Origin of the sequence: Pseudanabaenaceae cyanobacterium SKYG29 (assembly GCA_025055675.1) — a bacterium.
Classification (GTDB): Bacteria; Cyanobacteriota; Cyanobacteriia; order Pseudanabaenales; family Pseudanabaenaceae; genus M5B4.
On the sequence record JANWWT010000002.1, the window covers coordinates 282,530 to 303,200 of the forward strand.

At 46.3% G+C, this 20,671-nt stretch carries 26 protein-coding genes and 2 rRNA genes; 14 read left to right on the forward strand and 14 right to left on the reverse strand.

Annotated features, from left to right (window positions below; all coding sequences use genetic code 11):
• Positions 1 to 104: 104 nt before the first annotated feature.
• Positions 105 to 1,907: a threonine--tRNA ligase gene (gene thrS / locus NZM01_06105; protein MCS6959606.1), complete on the reverse strand. Its 1,803-nt coding sequence runs from the start codon at positions 1,905 to 1,907 to the stop codon at positions 105 to 107.
• Between the two features lie 168 nt (positions 1,908 to 2,075).
• On the opposite strand from thrS, the gene NZM01_06110 reads away from it, so the two are divergent.
• Both NZM01_06110 and NZM01_06115 read left to right on the forward strand, forming a co-directional pair.
• Positions 2,076 to 3,029 carry an NAD(P)H-binding protein gene (locus NZM01_06110; GenBank protein ID MCS6959607.1) on the forward strand — a complete coding sequence of 318 codons (954 nt, stop codon included), beginning with the start codon at positions 2,076 to 2,078 and terminating at the stop codon, positions 3,027 to 3,029.
• Between the two features lie 90 nt (positions 3,030 to 3,119).
• Entirely contained in the window at positions 3,120 to 3,263 is a 144-nt protein-coding gene (locus NZM01_06115) for a chlorophyll a/b-binding protein (protein MCS6959608.1), read from the forward strand.
• Positions 3,264 to 3,315: 52 nt separating this feature from the next.
• Here NZM01_06115 and psaK read toward each other — a convergent pair whose 3' ends face one another.
• The 3 genes from psaK to NZM01_06130 all read right to left on the reverse strand — a co-directional run bounded on the left by psaK (position 3,316) and on the right by NZM01_06130 (position 4,826).
• Positions 3,316 to 3,594, reverse strand: a complete 279-nt coding sequence (gene psaK, locus NZM01_06120; protein MCS6959609.1) for a photosystem I reaction center subunit PsaK — start codon at positions 3,592 to 3,594, stop codon at positions 3,316 to 3,318.
• A 136-nt stretch (positions 3,595 to 3,730) separates the two neighbouring features.
• Positions 3,731 to 4,717, reverse strand: a complete 987-nt coding sequence (locus NZM01_06125; protein MCS6959610.1) for a sulfate ABC transporter substrate-binding protein — start codon at positions 4,715 to 4,717, stop codon at positions 3,731 to 3,733.
• On the reverse strand, positions 4,656 to 4,826 hold the full coding sequence (locus NZM01_06130; GenBank protein MCS6959611.1) for a hypothetical protein: 171 nt from the start codon (positions 4,824 to 4,826) through the stop codon (positions 4,656 to 4,658). Before NZM01_06130 ends, NZM01_06125 begins: the two co-directional genes overlap by 62 nt.
• Here NZM01_06130 and cysT point away from each other — a divergent pair.
• The 6 genes from cysT to NZM01_06160 are packed head-to-tail and all read left to right on the forward strand — an operon-like array spanning position 4,825 to position 10,559.
• Positions 4,825 to 5,628, forward strand: a complete 804-nt coding sequence (gene cysT, locus NZM01_06135) for a sulfate ABC transporter permease subunit CysT (GenBank protein ID MCS6959612.1) — start codon at positions 4,825 to 4,827, stop codon at positions 5,626 to 5,628. The two genes, NZM01_06130 and cysT, sit on opposite strands and share 2 nt — an antisense overlap.
• Positions 5,615 to 6,442, forward strand: a complete 828-nt coding sequence (gene cysW, locus NZM01_06140) for a sulfate ABC transporter permease subunit CysW (protein ID MCS6959613.1) — start codon at positions 5,615 to 5,617, stop codon at positions 6,440 to 6,442. Before cysT ends, cysW begins: the two co-directional genes overlap by 14 nt.
• Before the next feature lie 4 nt (positions 6,443 to 6,446).
• On the forward strand, positions 6,447 to 7,451 hold the full coding sequence (locus NZM01_06145; GenBank protein MCS6959614.1) for a TOBE-like domain-containing protein: 1,005 nt from the start codon (positions 6,447 to 6,449) through the stop codon (positions 7,449 to 7,451).
• Entirely contained in the window at positions 7,441 to 8,400 is a 960-nt protein-coding gene (locus tag NZM01_06150; protein MCS6959615.1) for a sodium:calcium antiporter, read from the forward strand. Before NZM01_06145 ends, NZM01_06150 begins: the two co-directional genes overlap by 11 nt.
• Before the next feature lie 25 nt (positions 8,401 to 8,425).
• Positions 8,426 to 9,286: an NAD(P)-dependent oxidoreductase gene (locus NZM01_06155; protein MCS6959616.1), complete on the forward strand. Its 861-nt coding sequence runs from the start codon at positions 8,426 to 8,428 to the stop codon at positions 9,284 to 9,286.
• Positions 9,276 to 10,559 carry a site-2 protease family protein gene (locus tag NZM01_06160; GenBank protein ID MCS6959617.1) on the forward strand — a complete coding sequence of 428 codons (1,284 nt, stop codon included), beginning with the start codon at positions 9,276 to 9,278 and terminating at the stop codon, positions 10,557 to 10,559. The genes NZM01_06155 and NZM01_06160 overlap by 11 nt, the downstream gene beginning before the upstream one ends.
• On the opposite strand, the gene NZM01_06165 is transcribed toward NZM01_06160, so the two are convergent.
• Positions 10,556 to 11,401, reverse strand: a complete 846-nt coding sequence (locus NZM01_06165) for a sugar ABC transporter permease (GenBank protein ID MCS6959618.1) — start codon at positions 11,399 to 11,401, stop codon at positions 10,556 to 10,558. The two genes, NZM01_06160 and NZM01_06165, sit on opposite strands and share 4 nt — an antisense overlap.
• A 557-nt stretch (positions 11,402 to 11,958) precedes the next feature.
• On the opposite strand from NZM01_06165, the gene NZM01_06170 reads away from it, so the two are divergent.
• The gene (locus NZM01_06170; protein MCS6959619.1) at positions 11,959 to 12,690 is read left to right on the forward strand and encodes a response regulator transcription factor; all 732 of its coding nucleotides are present in this window, start codon (positions 11,959 to 11,961) and stop codon (positions 12,688 to 12,690) included.
• Here NZM01_06170 and NZM01_06175 read toward each other — a convergent pair.
• A complete protein-coding gene (locus tag NZM01_06175) occupies positions 12,683 to 13,678 on the reverse strand; it encodes a 2-hydroxyacid dehydrogenase (GenBank protein MCS6959620.1) in 996 nt (331 codons plus the stop codon). The genes NZM01_06170 and NZM01_06175 overlap by 8 nt on opposite strands.
• A gap of 229 nt (positions 13,679 to 13,907) precedes the next feature.
• On the opposite strand from NZM01_06175, the gene NZM01_06180 reads away from it, so the two are divergent.
• The 5 genes from NZM01_06180 to NZM01_06200 are packed head-to-tail and all read left to right on the forward strand — an operon-like array spanning position 13,908 to position 17,423.
• On the forward strand, positions 13,908 to 14,981 hold the full coding sequence (locus tag NZM01_06180; protein MCS6959621.1) for a quinone-dependent dihydroorotate dehydrogenase: 1,074 nt from the start codon (positions 13,908 to 13,910) through the stop codon (positions 14,979 to 14,981).
• Between the two features lie 4 nt (positions 14,982 to 14,985).
• Positions 14,986 to 15,480: a hypothetical protein gene (locus NZM01_06185; protein ID MCS6959622.1), complete on the forward strand. Its 495-nt coding sequence runs from the start codon at positions 14,986 to 14,988 to the stop codon at positions 15,478 to 15,480.
• Between the two features lie 7 nt (positions 15,481 to 15,487).
• The gene (locus tag NZM01_06190) at positions 15,488 to 16,078 is read left to right on the forward strand and encodes a chromophore lyase CpcT/CpeT (protein ID MCS6959623.1); all 591 of its coding nucleotides are present in this window, start codon (positions 15,488 to 15,490) and stop codon (positions 16,076 to 16,078) included.
• Positions 16,075 to 16,290: a hypothetical protein gene (locus NZM01_06195; GenBank protein MCS6959624.1), complete on the forward strand. Its 216-nt coding sequence runs from the start codon at positions 16,075 to 16,077 to the stop codon at positions 16,288 to 16,290. Before NZM01_06190 ends, NZM01_06195 begins: the two co-directional genes overlap by 4 nt.
• Before the next feature lie 2 nt (positions 16,291 to 16,292).
• On the forward strand, positions 16,293 to 17,423 hold the full coding sequence (locus NZM01_06200) for an FAD-binding oxidoreductase (GenBank protein MCS6959625.1): 1,131 nt from the start codon (positions 16,293 to 16,295) through the stop codon (positions 17,421 to 17,423).
• Here the strand turns inward: NZM01_06200 and NZM01_06205 are convergent.
• The 8 genes from NZM01_06205 to NZM01_06240 form a co-directional block, all read right to left on the reverse strand.
• Positions 17,406 to 17,885, reverse strand: coding sequence for a YceD family protein (locus NZM01_06205; GenBank protein ID MCS6959626.1), 480 nt, complete (start codon positions 17,883 to 17,885; stop codon positions 17,406 to 17,408). The two genes, NZM01_06200 and NZM01_06205, sit on opposite strands and share 18 nt — an antisense overlap.
• Positions 17,878 to 18,339 carry an RNA-binding protein gene (locus NZM01_06210; GenBank protein ID MCS6959627.1) on the reverse strand — a complete coding sequence of 154 codons (462 nt, stop codon included), beginning with the start codon at positions 18,337 to 18,339 and terminating at the stop codon, positions 17,878 to 17,880. The genes NZM01_06205 and NZM01_06210 overlap by 8 nt, the downstream gene beginning before the upstream one ends.
• Complete coding sequence (gene yidC, locus NZM01_06215; protein ID MCS6959628.1) at positions 18,336 to 19,460, reverse strand: membrane protein insertase YidC; 1,125 nt, start codon at positions 19,458 to 19,460, stop codon at positions 18,336 to 18,338. Before yidC ends, NZM01_06210 begins: the two co-directional genes overlap by 4 nt.
• 32 nt (positions 19,461 to 19,492) lie before the next feature.
• On the reverse strand, positions 19,493 to 19,894 hold the full coding sequence (locus NZM01_06220) for a PH domain-containing protein (protein ID MCS6959629.1): 402 nt from the start codon (positions 19,892 to 19,894) through the stop codon (positions 19,493 to 19,495).
• On the reverse strand, positions 19,884 to 20,174 hold the full coding sequence (gene rnpA / locus NZM01_06225) for a ribonuclease P protein component (GenBank protein MCS6959630.1): 291 nt from the start codon (positions 20,172 to 20,174) through the stop codon (positions 19,884 to 19,886). Before rnpA ends, NZM01_06220 begins: the two co-directional genes overlap by 11 nt.
• 63 nt (positions 20,175 to 20,237) lie before the next feature.
• On the reverse strand, positions 20,238 to 20,378 hold the full coding sequence (gene rpmH, locus NZM01_06230; GenBank protein MCS6959631.1) for a 50S ribosomal protein L34: 141 nt from the start codon (positions 20,376 to 20,378) through the stop codon (positions 20,238 to 20,240).
• Between the two features lie 27 nt (positions 20,379 to 20,405).
• Positions 20,406 to 20,522, reverse strand: a 5S ribosomal RNA gene (rrf, locus tag NZM01_06235).
• A 39-nt stretch (positions 20,523 to 20,561) separates the two neighbouring features.
• Positions 20,562 to 20,671 (reverse strand): 23S ribosomal RNA (locus NZM01_06240); the annotation flags it as partial.

The window sequence follows — 20,671 nt, forward strand, 5'->3', positions numbered from 1 at the left end:
GTCTTGCTATATGGCTGAAGGTGAGCTGAGGCTACTGCAGTACGGCTAGTTTATTGAGTCTGATTTTGTGGCATGGGGGCTGAGCTTGTCGAAGCCCCACCTCTTCACAACCACCCCTTCGTCTTAATAGCGTGGTGAATCTTATCGATTACTTCTGGCAGAGGAATAGCTCCTAGCTCTCCCTGCTGACGAGTGCGAATACTCAGAGACCCCGACTCCACCTCCTTGTTACCCGCAATCCCCATCACGGGAATCTTCTCCAACTCTGCTTTGCGGATTTGTTTTGCCATTCGCTCACCCGATCGGTCAAGTTGCACCCTTATGCCCTCTGCCTTCATCTTTTGTTCCACCTCTGTCAGATAAGGAATCTGCTCATCTGAAACAGGAATCAACCTTACCTGCACAGGCGCTAACCAGAGAGGAAAATCACCCGCATAGTTTTCCACCAACACCCCAAAGAACCGTTCTAACGAGCCAAACAGAGCGCGGTGAATCATAATCGGGCGTTTGCGCAGTCCATCTTCTGCCACATACTCCAAATCAAACCTCTGCGGCAGATTGAAATCCACCTGAATCGTAGAACACTGCCACTTACGACCGATCGCATCTTCAATCTTAATGTCAATCTTAGGACCGTAAAAAGCACCCCCCCCTTCATCTACCTTGTACTGCCAGCCTTTTTGCTCTAGAGCCTCCCGCAGTGCCGCCGTGGCTTTTTCCCAAATTGCATCCTCCCCCACATACTTATCAGGTCTGGTAGACAGATTCACCTCATATTCCGCAAAACCAAAAGTGGAAAGGAGTTGCTCTGCCAAATGCAAAACCCCCAAAATCTCACTGGCAATTTGGTCTTCCGTACAAAAGATATGGGCATCATCCTGGGTAAACCCCCGCACCCGCATTAGACCATGCATCGTCCCCGATCGTTCATACCTGTAAACCGTCCCTAACTCCGCATAACGAAGGGGGAATTCCCTGTAAGAATGCAGACTATCTTTATAAATCAAAATGTGGAAGGGACAGTTCATGGGTTTTAGTTGGTACTCCTGTTCTTCCACCTCCATCGTGTCAAACATACTGTCGCGGTAGAAGTCATTATGCCCCGAAGTTTTCCATAGCTCCAGATTAGCAATGTGGGGAGTAGTCACCAGCTCGTAACCCGCCTGCAGATGCAACTCCTTCCAAAAGTCCTCAATGATCTTGCGCATCAGAGCACCCCTCGGATGCCAGAAAACCAAACCACCCCCCGCCTCCTCTTGAATGCTAAATAGCTGTAAATCCTTGCCAATCTTGCGATGGTCCCTTCTTTTTGCCTCCTCCACCTGATGTTTGTATGCTTCCAGCTGCTCCTTCGTTTCCCACGCCGTGCCGTAAATCCGCTGGAGCATAGCATTCCTCTCATCCCCCCGCCAGTAAGCTCCCGCAATACTTTCCAATTCAAAAGCCTCCGGGTCAATCTCTCCCGTCCTCTCCAAATGCGGCCCAGCACACAAATCCCACCAGGCATTCTGGTCCTTGTGGGGGTCACCCAAAAAATAACGCGTAATCACAGCATCAAGGGGAATAGCATCCAACAACTCCAACTTGTAGGGTTCATTTAGTTTGTTAATCTCTGCCCTGATTACCTCCCGATCGACTTCTTGCCTTACCACAGGCAGATCAGCCTTGATGATCTTCCTCATCTCCTTTTCAATCTTTTTCAAGTCTTGGGGAGTAAAGGGCTCTTTGCGGTCAAAATCATAGTAAAACCCAGTCTCTGTCGCTGGTCCAATCGTCACCTTAGCATCTGGAAAGAGCTTCTGTACCGCCATCGCCATCACGTGAGAACAGGTATGCCGAATACGATGTAACCGATCGGGGTCAGCACTCTTGAGAATATCGCTAGGTTTAACCGCAGATTGCACCATAATTACAGACACAGACTAGGTCAGACCTATCTTAGCCTAAGTTGCTCTCCATCTTGACCTCCTTCCCTAGGGGGAGAAAAAATTTGCCCAACAATTCCACCGCCCCCATCTGCTAAATTAAAAAACATTAACAATTGTTTATATTAGGCATCTATAGGAAGGGGCTATATGAATTTACTGGTCGTGGGTGCAACGGGCACATTGGGCAGGCAGGTCGTTCGCTATGCCCTCGATCAGGGGTTACAGGTAAAATGCTTGGTGCGTAATCCCAAACGAGCGACGTTTTTACGAGAATGGGGAGCAGAACTAGTAGTAGGAGATCTAACCCAAAAGGAAACGATCGAGAAAGCCTTAACAGGCATAACTCATGTAGTCGATGCAGCGACCACCCGTCCCACTGATAGTTTGCGCATTAAAGAAGTGGATTGGCAAGGCAAAGTCCATCTCATCCAGGCAGCAGAGAGAGCAGAGGTTGCTAAGTTTGTCTTCTTTTCCATTCTCCATGCGGAAAAATACCGCCAAGTCCCCCTCATGGAAATTAAGTACTGCACAGAGCAATTTTTAGCAGAAACAAACCTCGATTACACCATTCTCAAACCCTGCGGCTTCATGCAAGGACTGATTGGACAATATGCCATTCCCATCCTAGAGGGGGAGACAATCTGGATTACAGGTGAATCCTGCCCCATCGCCTACATGAACACCCAAGATGTAGCTAAATTTGCCGTCAAAGCCCTGACCATCCCTGAAACCAAGCGACAGAGCTATGCCCTAGCGGGAGTCAAGGCCTGGTGCCCCAGTGAGATCGTTGCCCTCTGTGAGAAGCTGTCAGGCAAAACTGCCCGCACTGCCGGTATGCCCATTGGTTTACTGCGCTTTGTCCGTAAGCTCGCCCTCGCCTTTGAATGGACCTGGAGCGTAGCAGAACGGATGGCGTTTGTGGAAGTGATGGCTGGTGGTATTCCCATCGATGCCCCTATGGCAGATACCTGTGACCTATTCCAAATCCCCCTCAGTGACATCACCACCCTGGAAGACTATCTCCAAGACTACTTCTCCCGCATCCTCCGCAAATTGCGCGAACTGCAGTACAAAGACCCCAAAGTCAAAACCCCCTTCTAATTTCCTTCCCCAGAAAGACCCACCCTGCTACAAATTGGCATATTATGTAACTAGTAGTTAACAAAACTTCACACTCGTAGGAGGAAGGCTATGCAAAACACCGAACCCAAATTTGGCTTTAACACCTTTGCAGAAACTTGGAACGGCCGTTTGGCTATGCTTGGTTTCGTCATTGGTTTGGCTACCGAGTTCCTGACTGGTCAAGGTATTTTGTCCCAACTGGGCTTGATGTAATTTTGTGCCAACTAGGAGAAGTAGTGCCCCCAGGAGGGGGCTATTCTTTTAGCTAAAGACCACCCGCTTGTGCCAGACCCAAAATCATACCAATGCCTAGGATATGACCAAAGCTAGCGGTTGCTAGTAATTCCGCTGTCCCGAAGCCCGTGAACATATCTGGCAAAGGAAAAGGTAGAGCGGGACTGACTCCCTTTTGTTGGATGGCATAACGCCCGATCGCTACGGCAAACAGATTACAAGTGATCATGATTAAAGCAACCTTAAAACTCCAAGTGGGAGTAGCGGGCACACCCAAACTCATAATATGATTGAACGTGGTTAAACTCATAATTATCTCATCTCTAAAAAGCAACAATAAAAACTGACCTGCACTCCCAAAGGAAGTACAAGTTTTTGTTTATTTTTATTTTTGCAGATACGGATTGTTCACACCTGATCTATTAACAAGAATTAACAGACACAAGTTAATTGGGGCTAGAGGAAAGAGATTGCAGGATACGATCGAATGTCCCACCATCTTGGAAGAATTCGGTTTGGGCGCGTTCCCAGCCGCCTAGGTCTCGGATGGTTAATAGTTTAGCGATCGGGGCAAATTGGGATTGGAATTCCTTGCTCACGGCAGGGTTAGTGGGGCGAAAACCAATCTTGGCCAGTTCCCGTTGGGCGGGGGGGCTATACAAGTAGCGCACAAAGGCTTCTGCCACTGCTCTGTTGCCATGGCGATCGACATTGCGATCGATAACTACGACAGGGTGTTCAATGGCGAAATTAACAGGGGGAACTAAAAAATCCACTTTTTGTCCCATCAAACGGGCGAGGACAAGTTCATGTTCATAATTGAGTAAGACATCTCCTTGTTTTCTTTTAGTGAATATATCAGTGGCTTCGCGGGCATTTTTAGGCAGAATTGGGGTGTTGCGATAAACTTGGGCTACATAATCCAGGGAATTACTCACCGCCAGTAAACTGAGAAAATTCCACCTTGCCACTCCCGAAGTTTTGGGATTAGCTGTGATTACCTTCACCCCAGGGCGAGTTAGGTCTCCCCAGTCAGTGATATTTTGGGGATTGTTGGGGCGTACCGCCAGAGCAACTACCGATCGGGTGACAGTGGAATTATGGGGGAATTTTTGCTCCCAACCAGGTTTAACTAGACCTGCTTTCTGCAAGTTATACACATCGATAGGAATTGCCAGATAAGCTACATCCCCCGGCAGTCCATCAATTAATGCCCTTGTCTGGGTGCCCGATGCCCCATAGCTTTGATAAATCCGCACAGTCTGTCCTGTTTTTTGTTGCCACTCCCTTTCAAATTGGGGGATAATTTGTTGGAGAGCTAGGGCAGGGCTACTAAAGGCTACTACAGTTAGTTCCGTCGATTTTGTTGCACTACAGCCCGTCAGTAACAGAGTAATGCCCCCCAACAATAGACACACTAGCCACCGCCCCATGATGTTCCGCTTTAGCTTGACAGACAGCAAGTTTTTTAGTATTCCATAAACCCATGGGTTTGTACAGGAAAGTTTGGGGGAACAGGATTTCGCCGCCAGCAGTAGTCATGGTGGTTTACCTTGTGCTCATGTTGGGCTTGCCCCTTCTCACTTTATTTGTCACAGGTTTTAGTTTGCCCCCCGATCGGTTTTGGTCGATCGCTACCAGTAAGCTGGCTCTGGCAACCTATGCTATCAACATTAGTTTGGCGCTGGGGTCAGCAGTGTGCAACGGCATATTTGGGACATTAGTAGCTTGGGTGTTAGTGCGCTATGACTTTCCTGGCAAAAAGATAGTAGATGCCTCTATTGATATTCCCTTTGCTTTGCCGACAGCGGTAGCAGGGGTGGTGTTAACAACGGTCTACAGTGAAAATGGCATCATTGGTCGTCTGTTCGCCCCAGGTTCCTTGTTGGGGAGTCTGTTTGGTGCAGAGGGATGGCGGATTGCTTTTGCGCGACCAGGTGTTTTCATTGCCATGACCTTTGTCAGTTTGCCCTTTGTCATTCGTACTTTGCAACCTGTGTTGGAAGATTTGGAAAAGGAAGTAGAAGAAGCCGCTTGGTGCTTGGGGGCATCCCCTGCTACAACCTTTTGGTATGTGATTTTCCCCTCTCTGATTCCTTCTATCCTCACGGGTGTAGCGCTGGCTTTTTCACGGGCGGTGGGGGAATTTGGCTCGGTGGTTATCATTGCTGCTAATTTACCCTTTGATGATATGGTTAGTTCCGTTTTAATCTTTCAACGCCTAGAACAATTTGATTACCCGGGGGCTACAGTAATTGGGATTATGATGCTATTTTTGTCTATCTTCCTACTATTGATCATCAATCTATTGCAGAATTGGAGTACCAGGAGTGCCCAGAGTTAAAAGAATACCGATCGAGTTTCTCCTCATAGCTATTGCCCTGTTATTTTTGGCAGTAATGATCTATATTCCCCTCTTTGCTTTGGTCACAGAAGTAGTGCGGGGGGGATGGGATGTATTAGCCAAAACCTGGCACGATCGGAATTTTCGTAGTGCCGTTTTACTAACTATAACGACAGCGGGAATTGCTGTACCTTTGAATACAATTTTTGGGCTTTGTACCGCTTGGGTATTGGTTCGCCAACGGTTTCCTGGTCGGGCTCTAGTGATTACGATTTTGGACTTACCCTTTTCCATCTCCCCTGTAGTGGTGGGGTTAATGTTAGTGCTACTCTACGGGCGGCATAGTTGGTTGGGGGCGGTACTCGATCGTTTAAATATAGGCGTAGTGTTTGATTTACCAGGCATAGTTTTAGCTACTATTTTTGTGTCTTTACCTTTTGTAGCGCGGGAAGTGATGCCGATTTTAGAAGAGGTGGGGACAGCAGAAGAAGAGGCAGCTAAAACCCTGGGGGCATCCCCTTGGCAAACTTTTTGGTTAGTGACTGTACCTAACATTAAGTGGGGGATTCTCTACGGAGTACTATTAACTAATGCGCGGGCAATGGGAGAATTTGGTGCTGTTTCTGTTCTTTCTGGCAATATTTTAGGCAAAACACAAACCCTGCCTCTTTTTATTGAAGATGTCTACACTAATTATCAAACAGGAGAAGCTTTCGCTGCTTCTTTGGTACTCGCCATGCTAGCATTAGTAACACTAATACTGAAGGAATGGCTGGGCAGCAAAACAGGTAGTTCCCACAGACGGATGCACTAGGGGTATGGAACAGGAGTTAGGTATTTCTGTAAAAAATGTCTCCAAACGTTTTGGGGATTTTGTGGCTGTCGATCGGGTTAGTTTAGAGATCAAGGCGGGTGGATTAGCTGCCCTATTGGGACCTTCGGGGTCAGGTAAGTCAACTTTATTGCGCCTAATTGCAGGGTTAGAAATACCCGATGAAGGACAGATTCTTCTTACAGGGAAAGACAGCACCTATGAACAGGTACAAGACCGCAACATTGGTTTTGTTTTTCAACATTACGCCCTGTTTAAGCACATGACAGTGAGGGAGAACATTGGTTTTGGCTTGCGCATTCGCCGGGTGCCCAAAAAACAAATTAAAGCCAGAGTAGATGACCTGCTAGAACTAGTACAACTCAGGGGATTAGGCGATCGGTATCCCCATCAGCTATCGGGGGGACAGCGTCAAAGGGTAGCCCTTGCCCGTGCCCTAGCCGTTGAACCCAAAATTCTGCTGTTAGATGAACCCTTCAGTGCCCTAGATGCCCAGGTGAGAAAAGACTTACGGCAATGGTTACGGCGTTTACATGATGAAGTGCATGTGACCACGGTGTTTGTCACCCATGACCAAGAAGAAGCAATGGAAATCGCTGATCATATTGTGGTGATGAACAAAGGTAGAGTAGAACAGGAAGGCACACCAGCGGAAATCTATGACAATCCTGCCACTCCTTTTGTCATGCAGTTTATTGGTCCTGTGAATGTCATGCAAAGACAGAAGGAACAAGTGTTCATCCGTCCGCAAGATATTATCATTACTCTGAGTCCACCCCAAGAGCCTGTTATGACCATCGATCGGGGGCGGGTGAAGCGTATTATCAATCTGGGTTGGGAAGTACAGGTGGAGCTTTTGTTAGATGACGGACAAACTTTAATGGCACACCTGTCGCGGGATCAATTTGCTGATTTAGCTTTGACTGTAGGACAGACTGTGTATATTACTTCCAAAGATGAGCGTTCTTTTCCCTTAGATTATGTCATTTGATTGGTTATGGAGTTTGTTGATCATCCCAGGGGTGGGTTTGATCGTATGGGGGGCAGAAACTTTTGCTCAGCATATCGGGAAAGCTGCCTTGGGTTTGGGGGTGAGTGGTTTCGCTTTAGCACTGCTTTTGGCGGGGGCAGAACCAGAGGAATTAGCGACAGCAATTACCGCAGCTGTTAAGGGAGCGCCAGCCATTGCCCTAGGAGACGCGATCGGGGCTAATATCGCTATTTGTCTGGTAGCTTTGGGAGTGGGAGCGGTCTGGTCGCCTTTGCCTTTTAGCAGGAAAGTGTGGCTTTATGGTCTGCTGGCTTTGCCTATCAGCACGATCGGTGTCTTTTTCATTTGGGATGGTGTTGTTACTCGTCTGGAAGGTTTTCTGTTAGTGCTTTCTTATATCTTGTATGTGGGTTTGATTTGGTGGCAAGAAAAAGAACCGCCAGCATTGGGGGAAGTAGAAGAGTTTTTGGAAGAAGAGGAAGCAGAGGAAAAGATAGAAATTACAAAAGAGATGATTTATGTGTTTGGTGGTTTGGCAGGCATGACGATCGGTTCTGTTTTATTAGTGGAAGCTGTGCGCAGAATTGCTCCTATAGAATCTACCCAGGCTCTAATTTCTCTGAGTTTAGTAGGATTTGCCACTGCCTTTGAATTGGTAGTCCTCTGTTGGTCAGCCGCCCGCCAAGGAGCAACGGATGTGGTAATTGCCGGGGTAGTGGGGTCATTTGCCTATAACACAACCATGACAGTAGGTTTAGCCTCTTTGTTACGACCCTTGCAGATTGAAGAAGGTAGCTTGTTACATCGCCCTGGGGTGGTGATGCTTGCCTGCCTGGTTCTGGTGTTGGTGCTAGCGGCAAGGAAAAAGAAAATCGATCGGTTTGGTGGCTTTATTTTGCTAGCCAGTTATCCCCTGTTTATTGCCAGTTTGTTTTTACCAGGGCTATGATAGAGGAGAAGGGGGGGGAGAGATAGTGCAGACGGTAGCATTTTTAGGCATGGGAGTCATGGGTAGCGCCATGGCAGGCAACTTAGCCCAGGGGGGCTATCGGGTTTATGTGTGGAATCGCAATCCCCAGCGACCAGAAATCAAACGGGCTACCGATCGGGGGGCAATTTGGTGTGACTCCATCCCTACAGCAGTCAACAAGGCGGAAATCGTGTTTATCTGTGTGGGAGACGGGGCGGATGTGGAGCAGGTGTTATTTCCCCATGTGGTAGACCATCTGTCCCCAGGGGGTGTAGTTGTAGATTGCAGTACGATCGGTGTTCCTGCTGCTCAGAAAATTGCTGCTGAGCTAGCCACTTATGACTTGGAATTTTGTGATGCGCCTGTATCGGGGGGAGATATTGGTGCCCAAGAGGGGACACTGACTTTCATGGTGGGGGGCAAACCAGAGACCTATGAGCGGATTCTACCCTTGCTGCAGGTCATGGGGAAAAACATATTTTATTGTGGCGCAGTGGGGTCAGGTCAGGCAGTAAAATTGTGCAATCAAGTCCTAGTTTCCCACTACATGATGGGAATTTGTGAGGCAATGACCCTAGCCCAGAAATTAAATATTTCCCCCGAACTAGTAGTAGAAGTATGTGGCAGTGGGGCAGCCGCTTCTTGGGCATTGACCAATCTGGGTATGAAAGTGGCAACGGGAGATTTTGCCCCTGGCTTCATGATTAAACATATGCTGAAAGATTTGCACTTGGTAGCAGAGGCAAAGGGGGATTTACATTTACCAGGTACAGACTTAGTGACTACCCTGTTTGAGCATGTTTGTCATCTAGCAGACGGAGCAGAGCAGGGCACCCAGGCAATGGTGCGGTTTTATGGAAAATAGTCGGCGGGGTTGGCAAATTGGCAGGATTAGTGGGATTCCAGTTTTAGTTGACCCCAGCTGGTTATTGATTATTTTTTTGTTTGCCCTCGGCTTTAACAATTTCTATAAAGATTCTCTGCCCCAGTGGTCCTTAGGTATTGGTTTAGGGGTTGGTTTGCTGTATTTTGCCTCTATTTTATTACACGAATTAGCCCACAGCATAGTGGCTCAGCGATCGGGCATCAAAGTTAATTTTGTTGTTCTCCATTTCTTTGGTGGTCTATCGTCTTTGGAGCGGGAACCCAAAACGCCTTTGACAGAAGCTTTAGTAGCGGGAGCAGGACCCCTAACCAATTTAATTTTGTCCTTTGTTGGTCTTAGTCTTGTCTATGCATTAGTGGGGTCACATTTTCCTAGTTTAGTTAACAAAGAAGGCATAGGCAAACTCCTTGATAGTCAAAATTCTTTCATTGTAGCAACGGCAATCGTGTTGTACCGTGTAGCAAGCTTGAATCTGTTTGTAGCGGTCATAAATATTTTCCCCGGTTTACCCCTCGACGGTGGTAGGTTATTAAGAGCTTTGCTATGGTGGCTTTATCGCAGTAAGTATCAGGGTACAGTGACAGCAGCCCGATCGGGTCAATTTCTGGGCTGGATCATCATCATCTATGGAGTGCTAGTAGTAATTTCTCTCGGTAGCTTTGGTGGCGTATTACTGATATTGATTGGCTGGATGTTTTTATCAGAAGCAACTCAAACCCTGCGCCTGACGGAATTACAATTTGCCCTAACTAAGACGACAGCAGAAGTGACGATGACCAGGGATTTTCGCTTAGTAGATGGTGGAACTACCCTAAGAGAATTTGCTGACAATTACCTACTAAAGGAGCAATCAAACATTCGTCCTTTGTATTTTGCTACCACTGATGGCAGGGACAGGGGCTGGATTGATCCCCAAAAGTTAAGTCAGATTCCTACCGATCGGTGGTCAGAGGAAACTGTCGAATCTATTGCCACTCCCCTCAAATCTCTAGTTACTGTTGATCTGTCCATGTCTCTAAATCAAATCATCAACACCTTAGAAGCAAATAAACTGAAGTGGGTAGCAGTTTTATCCCCTGTGGGGTCAGTAGCAGGGGTAATCGATCGGGGGGATATTTTACGTGCTCTGGGGAAAGTAATGCGCTGGAATTTAGCGGAAAGTTTTATCCAACAAGTGAAACAGGAGGGTGTTTTTCCCCCTGTCCTACCCCTAGCAGAGATCAGTGCGCAACTGCAAGACAATTACAACTAATTACTCCCCTGCCAAGTCCGCCATTGCCAATAGACTAACCCCATTACTATGACTAAAAGCACGATCGTTAATGCTGCGCCGTAGCCAAAATCAAAGAAGCTAAAGGCTTGTTCATAAATGTAGTAGACCAGGATATTGGTACTGTTGAGGGGACCCCCTCCTGTGAGGACATACACTTGTTCAAAACTGCGGAATGTAAAGATAGTAGTGGCAATAATCACAAAGATTGTGGTAGGACGAAGACCAGGCAAAGTGATATAACGGAACAACTGCCAACTATTAGCGCCATCAATGATTGCCGCTTCATAAAGCGTATGGGGAATTGCCTGTAATCCTGCCAAAAAGACCACCATATTGAAGCCTAATTGTTTCCAAATACTCAACAGAATTAATGCCACCATTGCCAAGCGGGGGTCACCTAGCCAATTAATATCACCAAAAAATCCTTGCGGTTGTAGTAACCACCGCCAACCCAACCCTGCCGCCACGATCGAAATCACCGCTGGTAAGAAGTAGAGCGTCCGCAAAATTCCCCGCCCTGGAATAGCTTGATCGAGGGCCACTGCTAACCCTAGAGGGATTACCACACTGGGAATCACTGTTGCTACGGTGAAATAGACCGTATTGCCCAAAACCTGCCAGAAATCAGGGTCGCTGAGCAAGTTCAGGTAATGCCGCAATCCTACCCAGCTGACGCCCGATCGGGTCAAATGTCCAGTTGTTACACTGAGAAACAAAACAGATAAAATAGGCAAGAAAACAAAAGTAAATAGTAAAAATAGTCCTGGAAAAAGGAAGAACCAAGGCAGTAGAGTAAATTGATTGTGAGGTTTAGATAGCATAGGGCAATTTTACGCAACCGATGTCCACTGCAGTTCTTGCTTGTTCGCTCCTCTGCATGTTACCTAGGATTGTATATCTCCCCATCCTAAAACTAGCATCCCAGTTATGGACTAGGTCAAATTTAGAGCTACTCCCTGAAAATGGCAGCAGTATGCACCAAGAAGTTTACGGTTGTTTGTTGATGCTTGGTGTCGTTCTCCAAATTTGGCAGAAGGCAGACTAGGTCTAGGTTTAATTTTTGGTAAATTGGACTGTGTAGTTACGAATTTAGTCTGGACGGAAAAGTAAGAGTGTAGAACTGTCTCCAGGGATGGCAAATAAAAGCCGCGATCGAAAGTTCAACCTTAAGGACAAGAAAGGGCAGTAAGCTGCTCTCAAGGAAAACAATATGCCTAGCTCCCCCCTGCTGACAGACGTTAACTTCTACTTGACCAAAATTTTTACCAAATTACTAAACTTTATTCTTATCTGGGATTACTATAGATTATATCCAGAATGTTTACAGATTGTGCTATCTTGAGGAGTTATAATATTGATTTAGACTGTCTCAGGGTCTATGGAAGAGCAAAAGCCCCAAATTCTAATTGTAGAAGACCAGCGCATTTTTGTCCGCGATCTAACAGAAATTCTCGTAGAGGGGGGTTATGAGGTTTGTGGCTCCTTTGCCAGTGGTCAGCAGGCAATCGAAAAGATTCCTGAGTTAAGTCCCGATCTAGTTTTACTAGACATCCGGCTGGTCGGGGAAGTTGATGGCGTTGAGGTAGGAGAATATCTGAAACTGTTTTACAACATTCCGTTTATTTATGTCACAGGTAATACTGATGAAGAAACAGTTGCCCGGGCAGCTAAAACTAAACCAGAAGGATTTATTACCAAGCCCTTTCGTCCAGAACAACTTTTAGCCACGATCGCTGTAGCTTTGCAAAAATACCGCACCACAGAGCCAAAAGATATTTATAGTTATGGCAGATTTGCTAAACTAGTGCAATATTTAGAGAACCATATCGATAGGGATATAAAATTAGGGGAGATGGCGCAGTTAATGCAGATGAACAGTTCCTATTTTTGTCGAGTTTTTCATCAAGAAATTGGTGTTTCTCCCCACCAGTTCTTACTACAAATGCGCATTAAAAAAGCCAAGCAATTGCTACGACAATCTCCCCAGATGAGTGTCAACGACATTGCTATTAGCTGTGGCTTTAGTAGTCAGAGTTTACTTAATAAACACTTCAAAAAGCTTGTTGGTACTACCCCTACCCAATATCGCCATAATAGAGATATTATCTAGCAGTAATCACATTTTTACACTCCCTACCTTCCTCAATTTCCTTAATGTTACTGAGTGTAGTTTCAGCAATATTGGTCAGAGCATTACGGGTGAAAAAAGCTTGATGGGCGGTGATTACTACATTGGGGAAAGATTGTAATAATTGAAATACATCATCCTGAATCACGGTGTCCGATAAGTCTTCAAAGAATAGATTTTCCTCCTGTTCGTACACATCAATACCTAAATAACCAATCCGTCCTGACTTAATTGCTTCAATTACTGCCTTAGTATCAATTAGCCCACCCCTGCTAGTATTAATTAACATTGCTCCTGGTTTGAAATGTTGTAAGGTTTCACTGTTAACTAAATGATAAGTTTCCGGTAGTAAAGGACAATGGAGAGAGACAATATCAGAGTAAGTAAAAACCTCCGTGAGGGGTAAATATTCTACGCCCAGTTCCAGACAGGCAGGATTTTTCTGTACGTCATAAGCCAACAATTTACAGCCAAATCCATGCATAATGCGGGCAAAACATAAACCGATCGTGCCCGTGCCAATAATGCCAACAGTGGAACCATGGAGATCAAAACCCAGCAATCCTTCCAAGGAAAAATTATCATCCCGTACACGATTATAGGCTTTGTGTAATTTACGATTAAGCATTAAGATTAAACCTACCGCATGTTCTGCGACAGCGTAAGGAGAATACGCAGGTACTCGTACTACTGTAACACCACATTCTTTGGCAGCCACTAAATCAATGTGATTAAAACCCGCCGATCGGGTAGCAATTAATCTGGTGCCATGTTCTGCCAGTTGCTGAATAATCTCCGCAGTGAGATAGTCGTTAATAAACACACAAACAGCAGGGAAACCAGCAGCGAGGGAGACTGTGTCTATAGTTAGGTGAAAAGGGAAGAAATGCAGGTCATGGTGATATTTTTCATTGGCTCTGGTGAGAAATTCCCGATCGTAGGACTTGGTATTGAATACCGCAACGCGCATCTGGCTTCCTCCTGGGTATTGCTTTTTTTAAGTGTACCAGATATAAGTATTTTAACTCAAGCTATTTGCTTCGCCTCTGGCATAGGATAGGACAGTTAACAATGGAGTAGTGATTGTGGCAAAACTCAAACAATTGTTGAACTTGGTCTTGTTCTTCCTGCTGGTGGCTTTTATTGGTTTTGAGTTATGGACATTGGTCAGTTACTTAATTCGTACCTATTTCTAGGATATGTATCAATCTTTTCTGCGCCCCCTTCTGTTTACAATTGACCCTGAACAAGCCCATCAACTAACTATAACTATTGGCAGGAGCATCTGTAGGTCGCAGTTTTGGCGCGATCGTTTAGCGGCTTGGTTTGCCTATGACCATCCCTGTTTACAGCAAGAAGTAATGGGGATTAAGTTTAGGAATCCTTTGGGGTTGGCAGCAGGGTTTGACAAAAATGCTGAGTTATTATCCCTGTGGGAGGCGATTGGGTTTGGTTTTGCAGAAGTAGGGACAATTACTCCTCTACCCCAGGCTGGTAATCCGCGACCCCGCTTATTTCGATTGCCAGAGGATGAGGGGATTTTGAACCGCATGGGTTTTAATAATGCAGGGGCATTCGCTATTAGTGAGAGAATAGGTAAAGTAAATTTTCCTGTAGGGATTAATTTAGGTAAACAAAAAGAGACACCGATCGAGGGGGCGGCACAGGATTACCTCACTAGTTTTAGTCTGTTAAAAGACAAGGGAGATTATTTTGTAATTAATGTCAGTTCTCCCAACACGCCTAATTTGCGGGATTTACAGGCAGTCAAGCATCTCGATTGTATCCTGACAACTTTGATGGCTGCTAATACAAATGGCAAACCTTTGCTAGTAAAAATTGCGCCCGACTTAGCTGATACAGATATTTTAGGAATCGTGGATTTATGTCTGGCGAGGGGGGTATCTGGTATCATTGCCACCAATACGACAACTGCTAGGGACAATCTGCGTCAGCAAAAATACATTTATGAACCTGGCGGTATCAGTGGTGCACCTCTACGTAGTAGATCAACGGCAGTAATTCGTCTAATCTATCGCTACAGCCAAGGCAAGTTACCAATTATTGGTGTGGGTGGAATTAGCTCAGCCGAGGATGCCTGGGAGAAATTGAGAGCAGGAGCTTCCCTTCTGCAGGTTTATACTGGTCTGGTTTATCGCGGTCCTGGTTTAATTAGGGAGATTTTACAGGGAATTACCCATCGGATGGTGCGCCATCATTTCACTGACTTAAGAGCGGTAATTGGTTCTAGAATAGAGGGAGATAAGGAGTAGTGGCATGAGTTGGCGGGGCTACACTAATCCCCAGGAACGTTTTTTAGCTTGCTTACCCTACCTGTTACCTCTGGTAGTCAGTACAATTTTTGGTGTATACATTTTTACTCAGTTTCCACTTTTAAGTTTTTTATTAGTACTGTTAATTCCTATCGCCCCCCTGGCTCACGGTATCCCAGGATTGGTCATGTTTTTTATGCTCTATGCTTTGGTGGTACGGAATTCCCAACTGAGCCACTTTCTCCGCTTTAATACGATGCAAGCCCTATTAGTCGATCTAGGTTTGAGTATTATGTCACTCCTTTTTCAATTATTAGGCATTAGTGGTGGGCAACTATTGAGTAACACGATCGGTTCGTTGCTCATATCCACTATCTTTTCCACGTTATTTTTAGGTACAGTGGCTATAGTTGCCTATTCTTGGTTTATGATTGTACAGGGTAAATATCCTGAAGTTCCCGTAATTTCTGCCGCAGCTTACTATCATGTCAGGTACTAGGGAAACCATGCAAGCCAGTGATGTTAACTTATTGGCAGAGTGGATGGGCGGCGATTTTAGTAATCTGGATCAAGCAGTAGAAAATCCGCCTTTCTTTGCCCATATTCGGGTTGCTATCCGCCCCTTTTATCACTCTAGCTTTCCGCAGGTGGGACAGTGGTTGTATATTGAACAGGCCTACAATTATGCTCTCCATCAGCCCTATCGCACAGCAGTATTCCATCTCTATTGGCAGGGGGATCACATTGCCCTCGATAATTACAAATTGCTAGATGCCCGTAGTTTTGTTGGTGCTGCCCGCAATCCTGAAAAATTAGCATCTCTTACCTTTAGTGGGGTGGAAAAACTACCTGGTTGCAGTGTAAAAGTAATTAAGACCGATCGGGGTACTTTCTACGGCAAAATTGAGCCTGGTAAAAAATGTATTGTCGTCAGGGATGGTAAGGAATCTTACTTGGAGAATGAATTTGAAATTAGCCATAATCGCTACACCAGTTTAGATAGAGGCTATGACCCTATAACTAATCAAAGGTTGTGGGGATCGATCGTTGGTCCCTTTGAATTCGTGAAAACTATGTCCTATCCTTTAGTTATATGAACAGTACCTATATCAAAGCGCAACTGTTTTTAGTAGTAGCGATCGTGGCAGCCATTGCTTTTGTGGGTTGCATCTATGAACTCTCATCGGGTGCCCCTGATTGGGGAGCACAAATTACCTGGAGCATCCTAGTAGGTAGCCTGCCTGTTTCTATTGGTTGCTTTGTTGTGGCAGTAAAATTAGCGAAAGCCTCGATGGAGAATAATCCCTGACTATGTACGACTGGTTAATCTGTGGGGCGGGGATTACGGGAGCAGCTCTAGGGTATGAGTTGCAAAAGCTGGGATTTAGGGTGGCAATTATCGATCGGTTTCCTAATCCTGCCAATGCGACCCGTTTCAGTTATGGCGGCATTCCCTACTGGAGTGGTACTACTCCCCTATTGCAACAACTCTGTCAAGAAGCGATCGAGCGTTATCCCACTCTAGGGGAGGAGCTGGGACAGGATATAGGTTTTCGCTGGCTCAAGCTCATACTGACGGTACAGCCTGAAGAGGACCGGGAATTCCTGGAAAAGATTTACAGTATTTGCCTCCACCAGCCCCAATGGGTAACCCCAGCAGAAGCCCAGGAGCTAGAGCCTCTCCTCAATCCCCAAGCCATACAGGGTGCATTAGTATTTGACCACGCCCAGGCTGATCCCGAAAGTCTGGTCAGAGCCTACTTAGAAGCCTTCCTCAACCTAGGGGGCACTGTCATCTATGAAGAAGTCTTGCAGTTACTGGAGCAGGGGGTAAAAACTCATCGCCGTGACCTGGGCTGTGCAGGGGTAATCGTCTGTGCGGGGGGCATGAGTCGGAGATTGTTAAGGCAATCGGGGTTAGAGGTACCTATCTTTTTCACCCATGCCGACTTAATTGAGACAGAACCTAGCGAGTTATGTTTGCGCACTTTTGTCATGCCTGCCAATCTCAAACGCCTGGAGGTTGAGTTCCAAGGTGCAATGCAACGGGAAGCCTGGGCAGAAGACCAAAGCGAGATTCTCTATCCCTCCTTTGACATTGGCGGTGCTCCCCTTCTGGATGGCAGAATGCGCTTAGGGCAAATTAGCCGCCTCCATCCTAACCCCGCTTATATCCCAGAGCCAACAACAGAAGGAGAAATCCGCTCGGGTATCCGTCATTTCTTGCCCTCTTTGGCAGACTTACCAGGGATTTGGCATCATTGTCTCGTAGCTTTTAGTGAAGGTAACCTTCCCCTTATCGGTCAAATCAATGACTATTGGTGGATTTTCAGTGGTTTTACCAGCCCTTTCGTATTTGTGCCCCCTCTAGCACGGCGATTTGCTAAATATCTCCACTCCCGCCAAGATGAAGTCATCCCCTACCTATTCCGTCAGTCTTAAATTGCGCAAAACATCCCAGCGATGGTCAACACTCTCCTCTAGCGCAGGACTTTGCCAGGCAGGAGCATCAGGGGCAATAGCGGGAAAGGGAATCGCTAGACACAATTGCTCATAAATCCACACAGGCAATGGGAAGAAACCATCTGGGGGATAGGATTCTGTGAGCTCGTCCACTGTCAGTTCTAGTTCTCTAGGCAGCGGTGTAGGGTAGGCAAGGGGTACAATATCTCTGCTGTCCACTGTCAGTCTATGGTTAAACTGTACCAGAGTGCGGTCGCAAGTGAGAGTAACGATCGTTTTTGCTTTGATTACTACCTCCAGAAAAGAGCCACCATGATAAACAGAGGCAGAACCCTGGACAGGGACTAAAGTTTCCAGGTCAGGCAAAAATTCACAAAAATCTACCCGCAAAGTTTGGTGCTCCAGGCGCAATAGGTCAGGAATATAAATTTCCCTAAGCATCCTTGACCCCCACCCATCGCACAATTAACTGACGGTTAGGTTCTTCTCCTTCACTGAAAGTCTCCACATCACTATATTCCTTTAACAACAAATGGATATAGCGTCTAGCAGCAGGAGACAGACGACTGATCGTGTAAGAGCCATTGCTAGCTCTGACATAGGCAAGGGCTTGTTTTGCCATATCCTCAAGAACTGTCAGTTGCTGTTGACGAAAGCCGTCTAGCTCCACAATATAGGTGTGTCCCTGATTGAAAACCAAATTGACCAGTGTCTGCAGTGCATCCAAACCGCTACCGCCGTCACCAATCAGATAGCTTGCCTCTACATCAGTCACACTATGACGATCGATGACCAACCAGCGATTGCCCAACTTATCCGTATCAGCTTCCTTAACCCGTGCCGATGTAAACCCCATCAATCGCAATAGCTCTTGCAACCATTCTACGATCGTCATGTTTGTTTTTTCTTCTTACTCTTCGGCTCAAAATCCAAGGTAGCTTTACCAGCAGGAGATGATACCGCAACTAACTTTTGCAGATTTTCGGGGAGAGGTTCACGGGAAACGAGGTAGGACTGAAAAGTTTGAAAGATATTTGCTACAAGCATATACAACAGCACCCCTGCTGGTAGAGGGAAGAACAAAAACATGCCTGAAAAAATGATAGGAGTCAATCGGTTAGCAGTCTGTTGGGAATCGTCTTCCTGTTGCGTTCCCCCTGTGATCATTTGGTTGATGTACAGACTCAGACCAAAGCCGATAACCATCGCCAAAATATCCCAGTTAATTGAGCCATCCGAGTTAGTCACACCTACCTTACCCAGAGCCTTAATAAACAGGAACCCCTTTTGAGATGCTATGCCCGGTACCGTAATCTGCACAGTCGCTTCTCCAGGTGCAACTGCCTTGACTACTCCCTGCTCCGACAATTCTACCTTATCTGCTCCCTTTGTAACCTGCCACTTCAACTGCATATCCTTAGCCAACTCAGCGAAGGGATGATTGTCCTCGGTGACCAACTTGATGGCCGTTGTTTCCCCGACTGCCAATTTCGTACCCTCAGTCACCAAGGCTTTCACAGGTCGATGGTTACGCTCCGCGAAAAAGACATTCTGAGGGGGAGTAGTAAATGTCTGGTGCTGCACCTCCACTGCTTGGGTCGGGGGCAAGATTTGAAAATTGATCGTGTAGTTAATATCTGTAAACGGAGAACCTCGCAGGGTCGCAAACAGAGCAAACAGAATCGGCATCTGCAATAAAGCAGGCAGGCAGCCAGCCAGTGGATTGCCAAATTCCTGAATATTTTGACTATTGACTTTAGCCAACTCCTCCTGCTGTTTAGCTGGGTCATTCTTGTAGCGCTCCTGCACTGCTTTAATTCGCTGTTGCATGATAGGATTAGCTATCTTCATGCGTCGCATTGTCCGTAATTGGTCAGCACTCACAGGAAAAAGTGCCAAGCGGACTACCAAGGTTAGAGCCACAATGGCAAAACCATAACTGGGCACAATCCCGTAGAAAAAGTCCAGGATTGGCAACATGATATTGTTTGAGATAAAGCTAACGCCAAAATCCATGCAACTAACCCACTAAGCCTCCGTAGAACATTCTACGCTGATTTCGCACGAGCTGACCTACCTGTTCTCTGTTTTGCCTCAGTGCTCATTTTACTCTCAATCAAATCACGTATGTCTCTAAAGTTAGGCAAGGAACGCAACTCCAATCTAGAACCATCCCGCAGGGTTACCACAATATCTCCCCAACCAAATCCTCTAGGTACCGATGCGACATTCACTATTTCACCATAGATGACATCAGTTCTCCTTTGCCCCATCCAACCGCCAGTGACAGAGATACGCCGATCAGTAATCAGATACCTAACCCATAGAGCACGGATAACTGCTCCGATCGTGATGGGGATAGTGACAACGAACACAGACAGAATCAAATTAAGAATTAAATCTCCCCAGTGGGGCGCGCCATCGTAGAAGATTTCCTCTTTAATTGCCATAAAAAATGCTAGCCTTCTTCAGTAATTCTAATAAATCATGGCGTAAACCCTCAAAGCTCACGTCTATCTCAGGTCGGGAAACGATAACCACAAGCTTGACACCTTCTGCCAAACGGGGAATCATCTCACGTAGCATTGACCGTAATCGACGCTTAACAAGGTTGCGATCAGTTGCACGCTTACTAAACTTCTTAGAAACTACTAAACCTATTTTGGGCGCTTCCCCAGGAGTGGAGGAACATAAAAATTTTATACCAACCACTCTGCCCCTCAAGTACACTCCCTCAGATAGAATTTGGGCAAAATCCGATCGGTTTCTCAGTCTATTAGCCTTGGGCAGCAACTATGCAGGTATTAGTCTCAGTCTTTGTTTTTTTCGTCTGGCTTTGATGACTTTTCTGCCCGCTGGGGTGGACATTCTCGCCCTAAATCCCGAGACTCGCAGTCTTTTTCTTTTGGTACCCTCCAGGGTTCTCCTGGTCATATTTTCGCCTCCGACAGGGTGAGCATTGCCTGGCATCGTGCTATCTTCCCGCAGAGTCACCCCCACAGTATTGTCGCCGTCACCGCGTTTCACAACTGAGTTCGGGATGGGTCAGCGTGGTTCCACGGCACCATAGACACCAGGGTACAGCACCCTGAAAGCTGCACAAGCCACCAGAGGCAGGGGAAAGAAGTTTACGGTCAATTAGTACTCCTCGGCTCCACACATTACTGCGCTTCCACCTAGAGCCTATCTACCAGGTAATCTCCCTGGGACCTTCAAAGAGCACTCAT

Excerpts from the sequence above, each read along its gene's own strand:
- NZM01_06145 (MCS6959614.1), top strand. The coding sequence starts at position 6,447 with ATGGAACAGGAGTTAGGTATTTCTGTAAAAAATGTCTCCAAACGTTTT.
- NZM01_06115 (MCS6959608.1), top strand. The coding sequence starts at position 3,120 with ATGCAAAACACCGAACCCAAATTTGGCTTTAACACCTTTGCAGAAACT.
- NZM01_06195 (MCS6959624.1), top strand. The coding sequence starts at position 16,075 with ATGAACAGTACCTATATCAAAGCGCAACTGTTTTTAGTAGTAGCGATC.
- NZM01_06180 (MCS6959621.1), top strand. The coding sequence starts at position 13,908 with ATGTATCAATCTTTTCTGCGCCCCCTTCTGTTTACAATTGACCCTGAA.
- NZM01_06175 (MCS6959620.1), bottom strand. The coding sequence starts at position 13,678 with ATGCGCGTTGCGGTATTCAATACCAAGTCCTACGATCGGGAATTTCTC.
- NZM01_06220 (MCS6959629.1), bottom strand. The coding sequence starts at position 19,894 with ATGGCAATTAAAGAGGAAATCTTCTACGATGGCGCGCCCCACTGGGGA.
- NZM01_06160 (MCS6959617.1), top strand. The coding sequence starts at position 9,276 with ATGGAAAATAGTCGGCGGGGTTGGCAAATTGGCAGGATTAGTGGGATT.
- NZM01_06210 (MCS6959627.1), bottom strand. The coding sequence starts at position 18,339 with ATGACGATCGTAGAATGGTTGCAAGAGCTATTGCGATTGATGGGGTTT.
- NZM01_06125 (MCS6959610.1), bottom strand. The coding sequence starts at position 4,717 with ATGGGGCGGTGGCTAGTGTGTCTATTGTTGGGGGGCATTACTCTGTTA.
- NZM01_06190 (MCS6959623.1), top strand. The coding sequence starts at position 15,488 with ATGCAAGCCAGTGATGTTAACTTATTGGCAGAGTGGATGGGCGGCGAT.
- NZM01_06165 (MCS6959618.1), bottom strand. The coding sequence starts at position 11,401 with ATGCTATCTAAACCTCACAATCAATTTACTCTACTGCCTTGGTTCTTC.
- NZM01_06150 (MCS6959615.1), top strand. The coding sequence starts at position 7,441 with ATGTCATTTGATTGGTTATGGAGTTTGTTGATCATCCCAGGGGTGGGT.
- NZM01_06130 (MCS6959611.1), bottom strand. The coding sequence starts at position 4,826 with ATGACTACTGCTGGCGGCGAAATCCTGTTCCCCCAAACTTTCCTGTAC.
- yidC (MCS6959628.1), bottom strand. The coding sequence starts at position 19,460 with ATGGATTTTGGCGTTAGCTTTATCTCAAACAATATCATGTTGCCAATC.
- NZM01_06205 (MCS6959626.1), bottom strand. The coding sequence starts at position 17,885 with ATGCTTAGGGAAATTTATATTCCTGACCTATTGCGCCTGGAGCACCAA.
- NZM01_06110 (MCS6959607.1), top strand. The coding sequence starts at position 2,076 with ATGAATTTACTGGTCGTGGGTGCAACGGGCACATTGGGCAGGCAGGTC.
- cysT (MCS6959612.1), top strand. The coding sequence starts at position 4,825 with ATGGTGGTTTACCTTGTGCTCATGTTGGGCTTGCCCCTTCTCACTTTA.
- NZM01_06200 (MCS6959625.1), top strand. The coding sequence starts at position 16,293 with ATGTACGACTGGTTAATCTGTGGGGCGGGGATTACGGGAGCAGCTCTA.
- psaK (MCS6959609.1), bottom strand. The coding sequence starts at position 3,594 with ATGAGTTTAACCACGTTCAATCATATTATGAGTTTGGGTGTGCCCGCT.
- rpmH (MCS6959631.1), bottom strand. The coding sequence starts at position 20,378 with ATGACCAGGAGAACCCTGGAGGGTACCAAAAGAAAAAGACTGCGAGTC.
- NZM01_06170 (MCS6959619.1), top strand. The coding sequence starts at position 11,959 with ATGGAAGAGCAAAAGCCCCAAATTCTAATTGTAGAAGACCAGCGCATT.
- thrS (MCS6959606.1), bottom strand. The coding sequence starts at position 1,907 with ATGGTGCAATCTGCGGTTAAACCTAGCGATATTCTCAAGAGTGCTGAC.
- NZM01_06185 (MCS6959622.1), top strand. The coding sequence starts at position 14,986 with ATGAGTTGGCGGGGCTACACTAATCCCCAGGAACGTTTTTTAGCTTGC.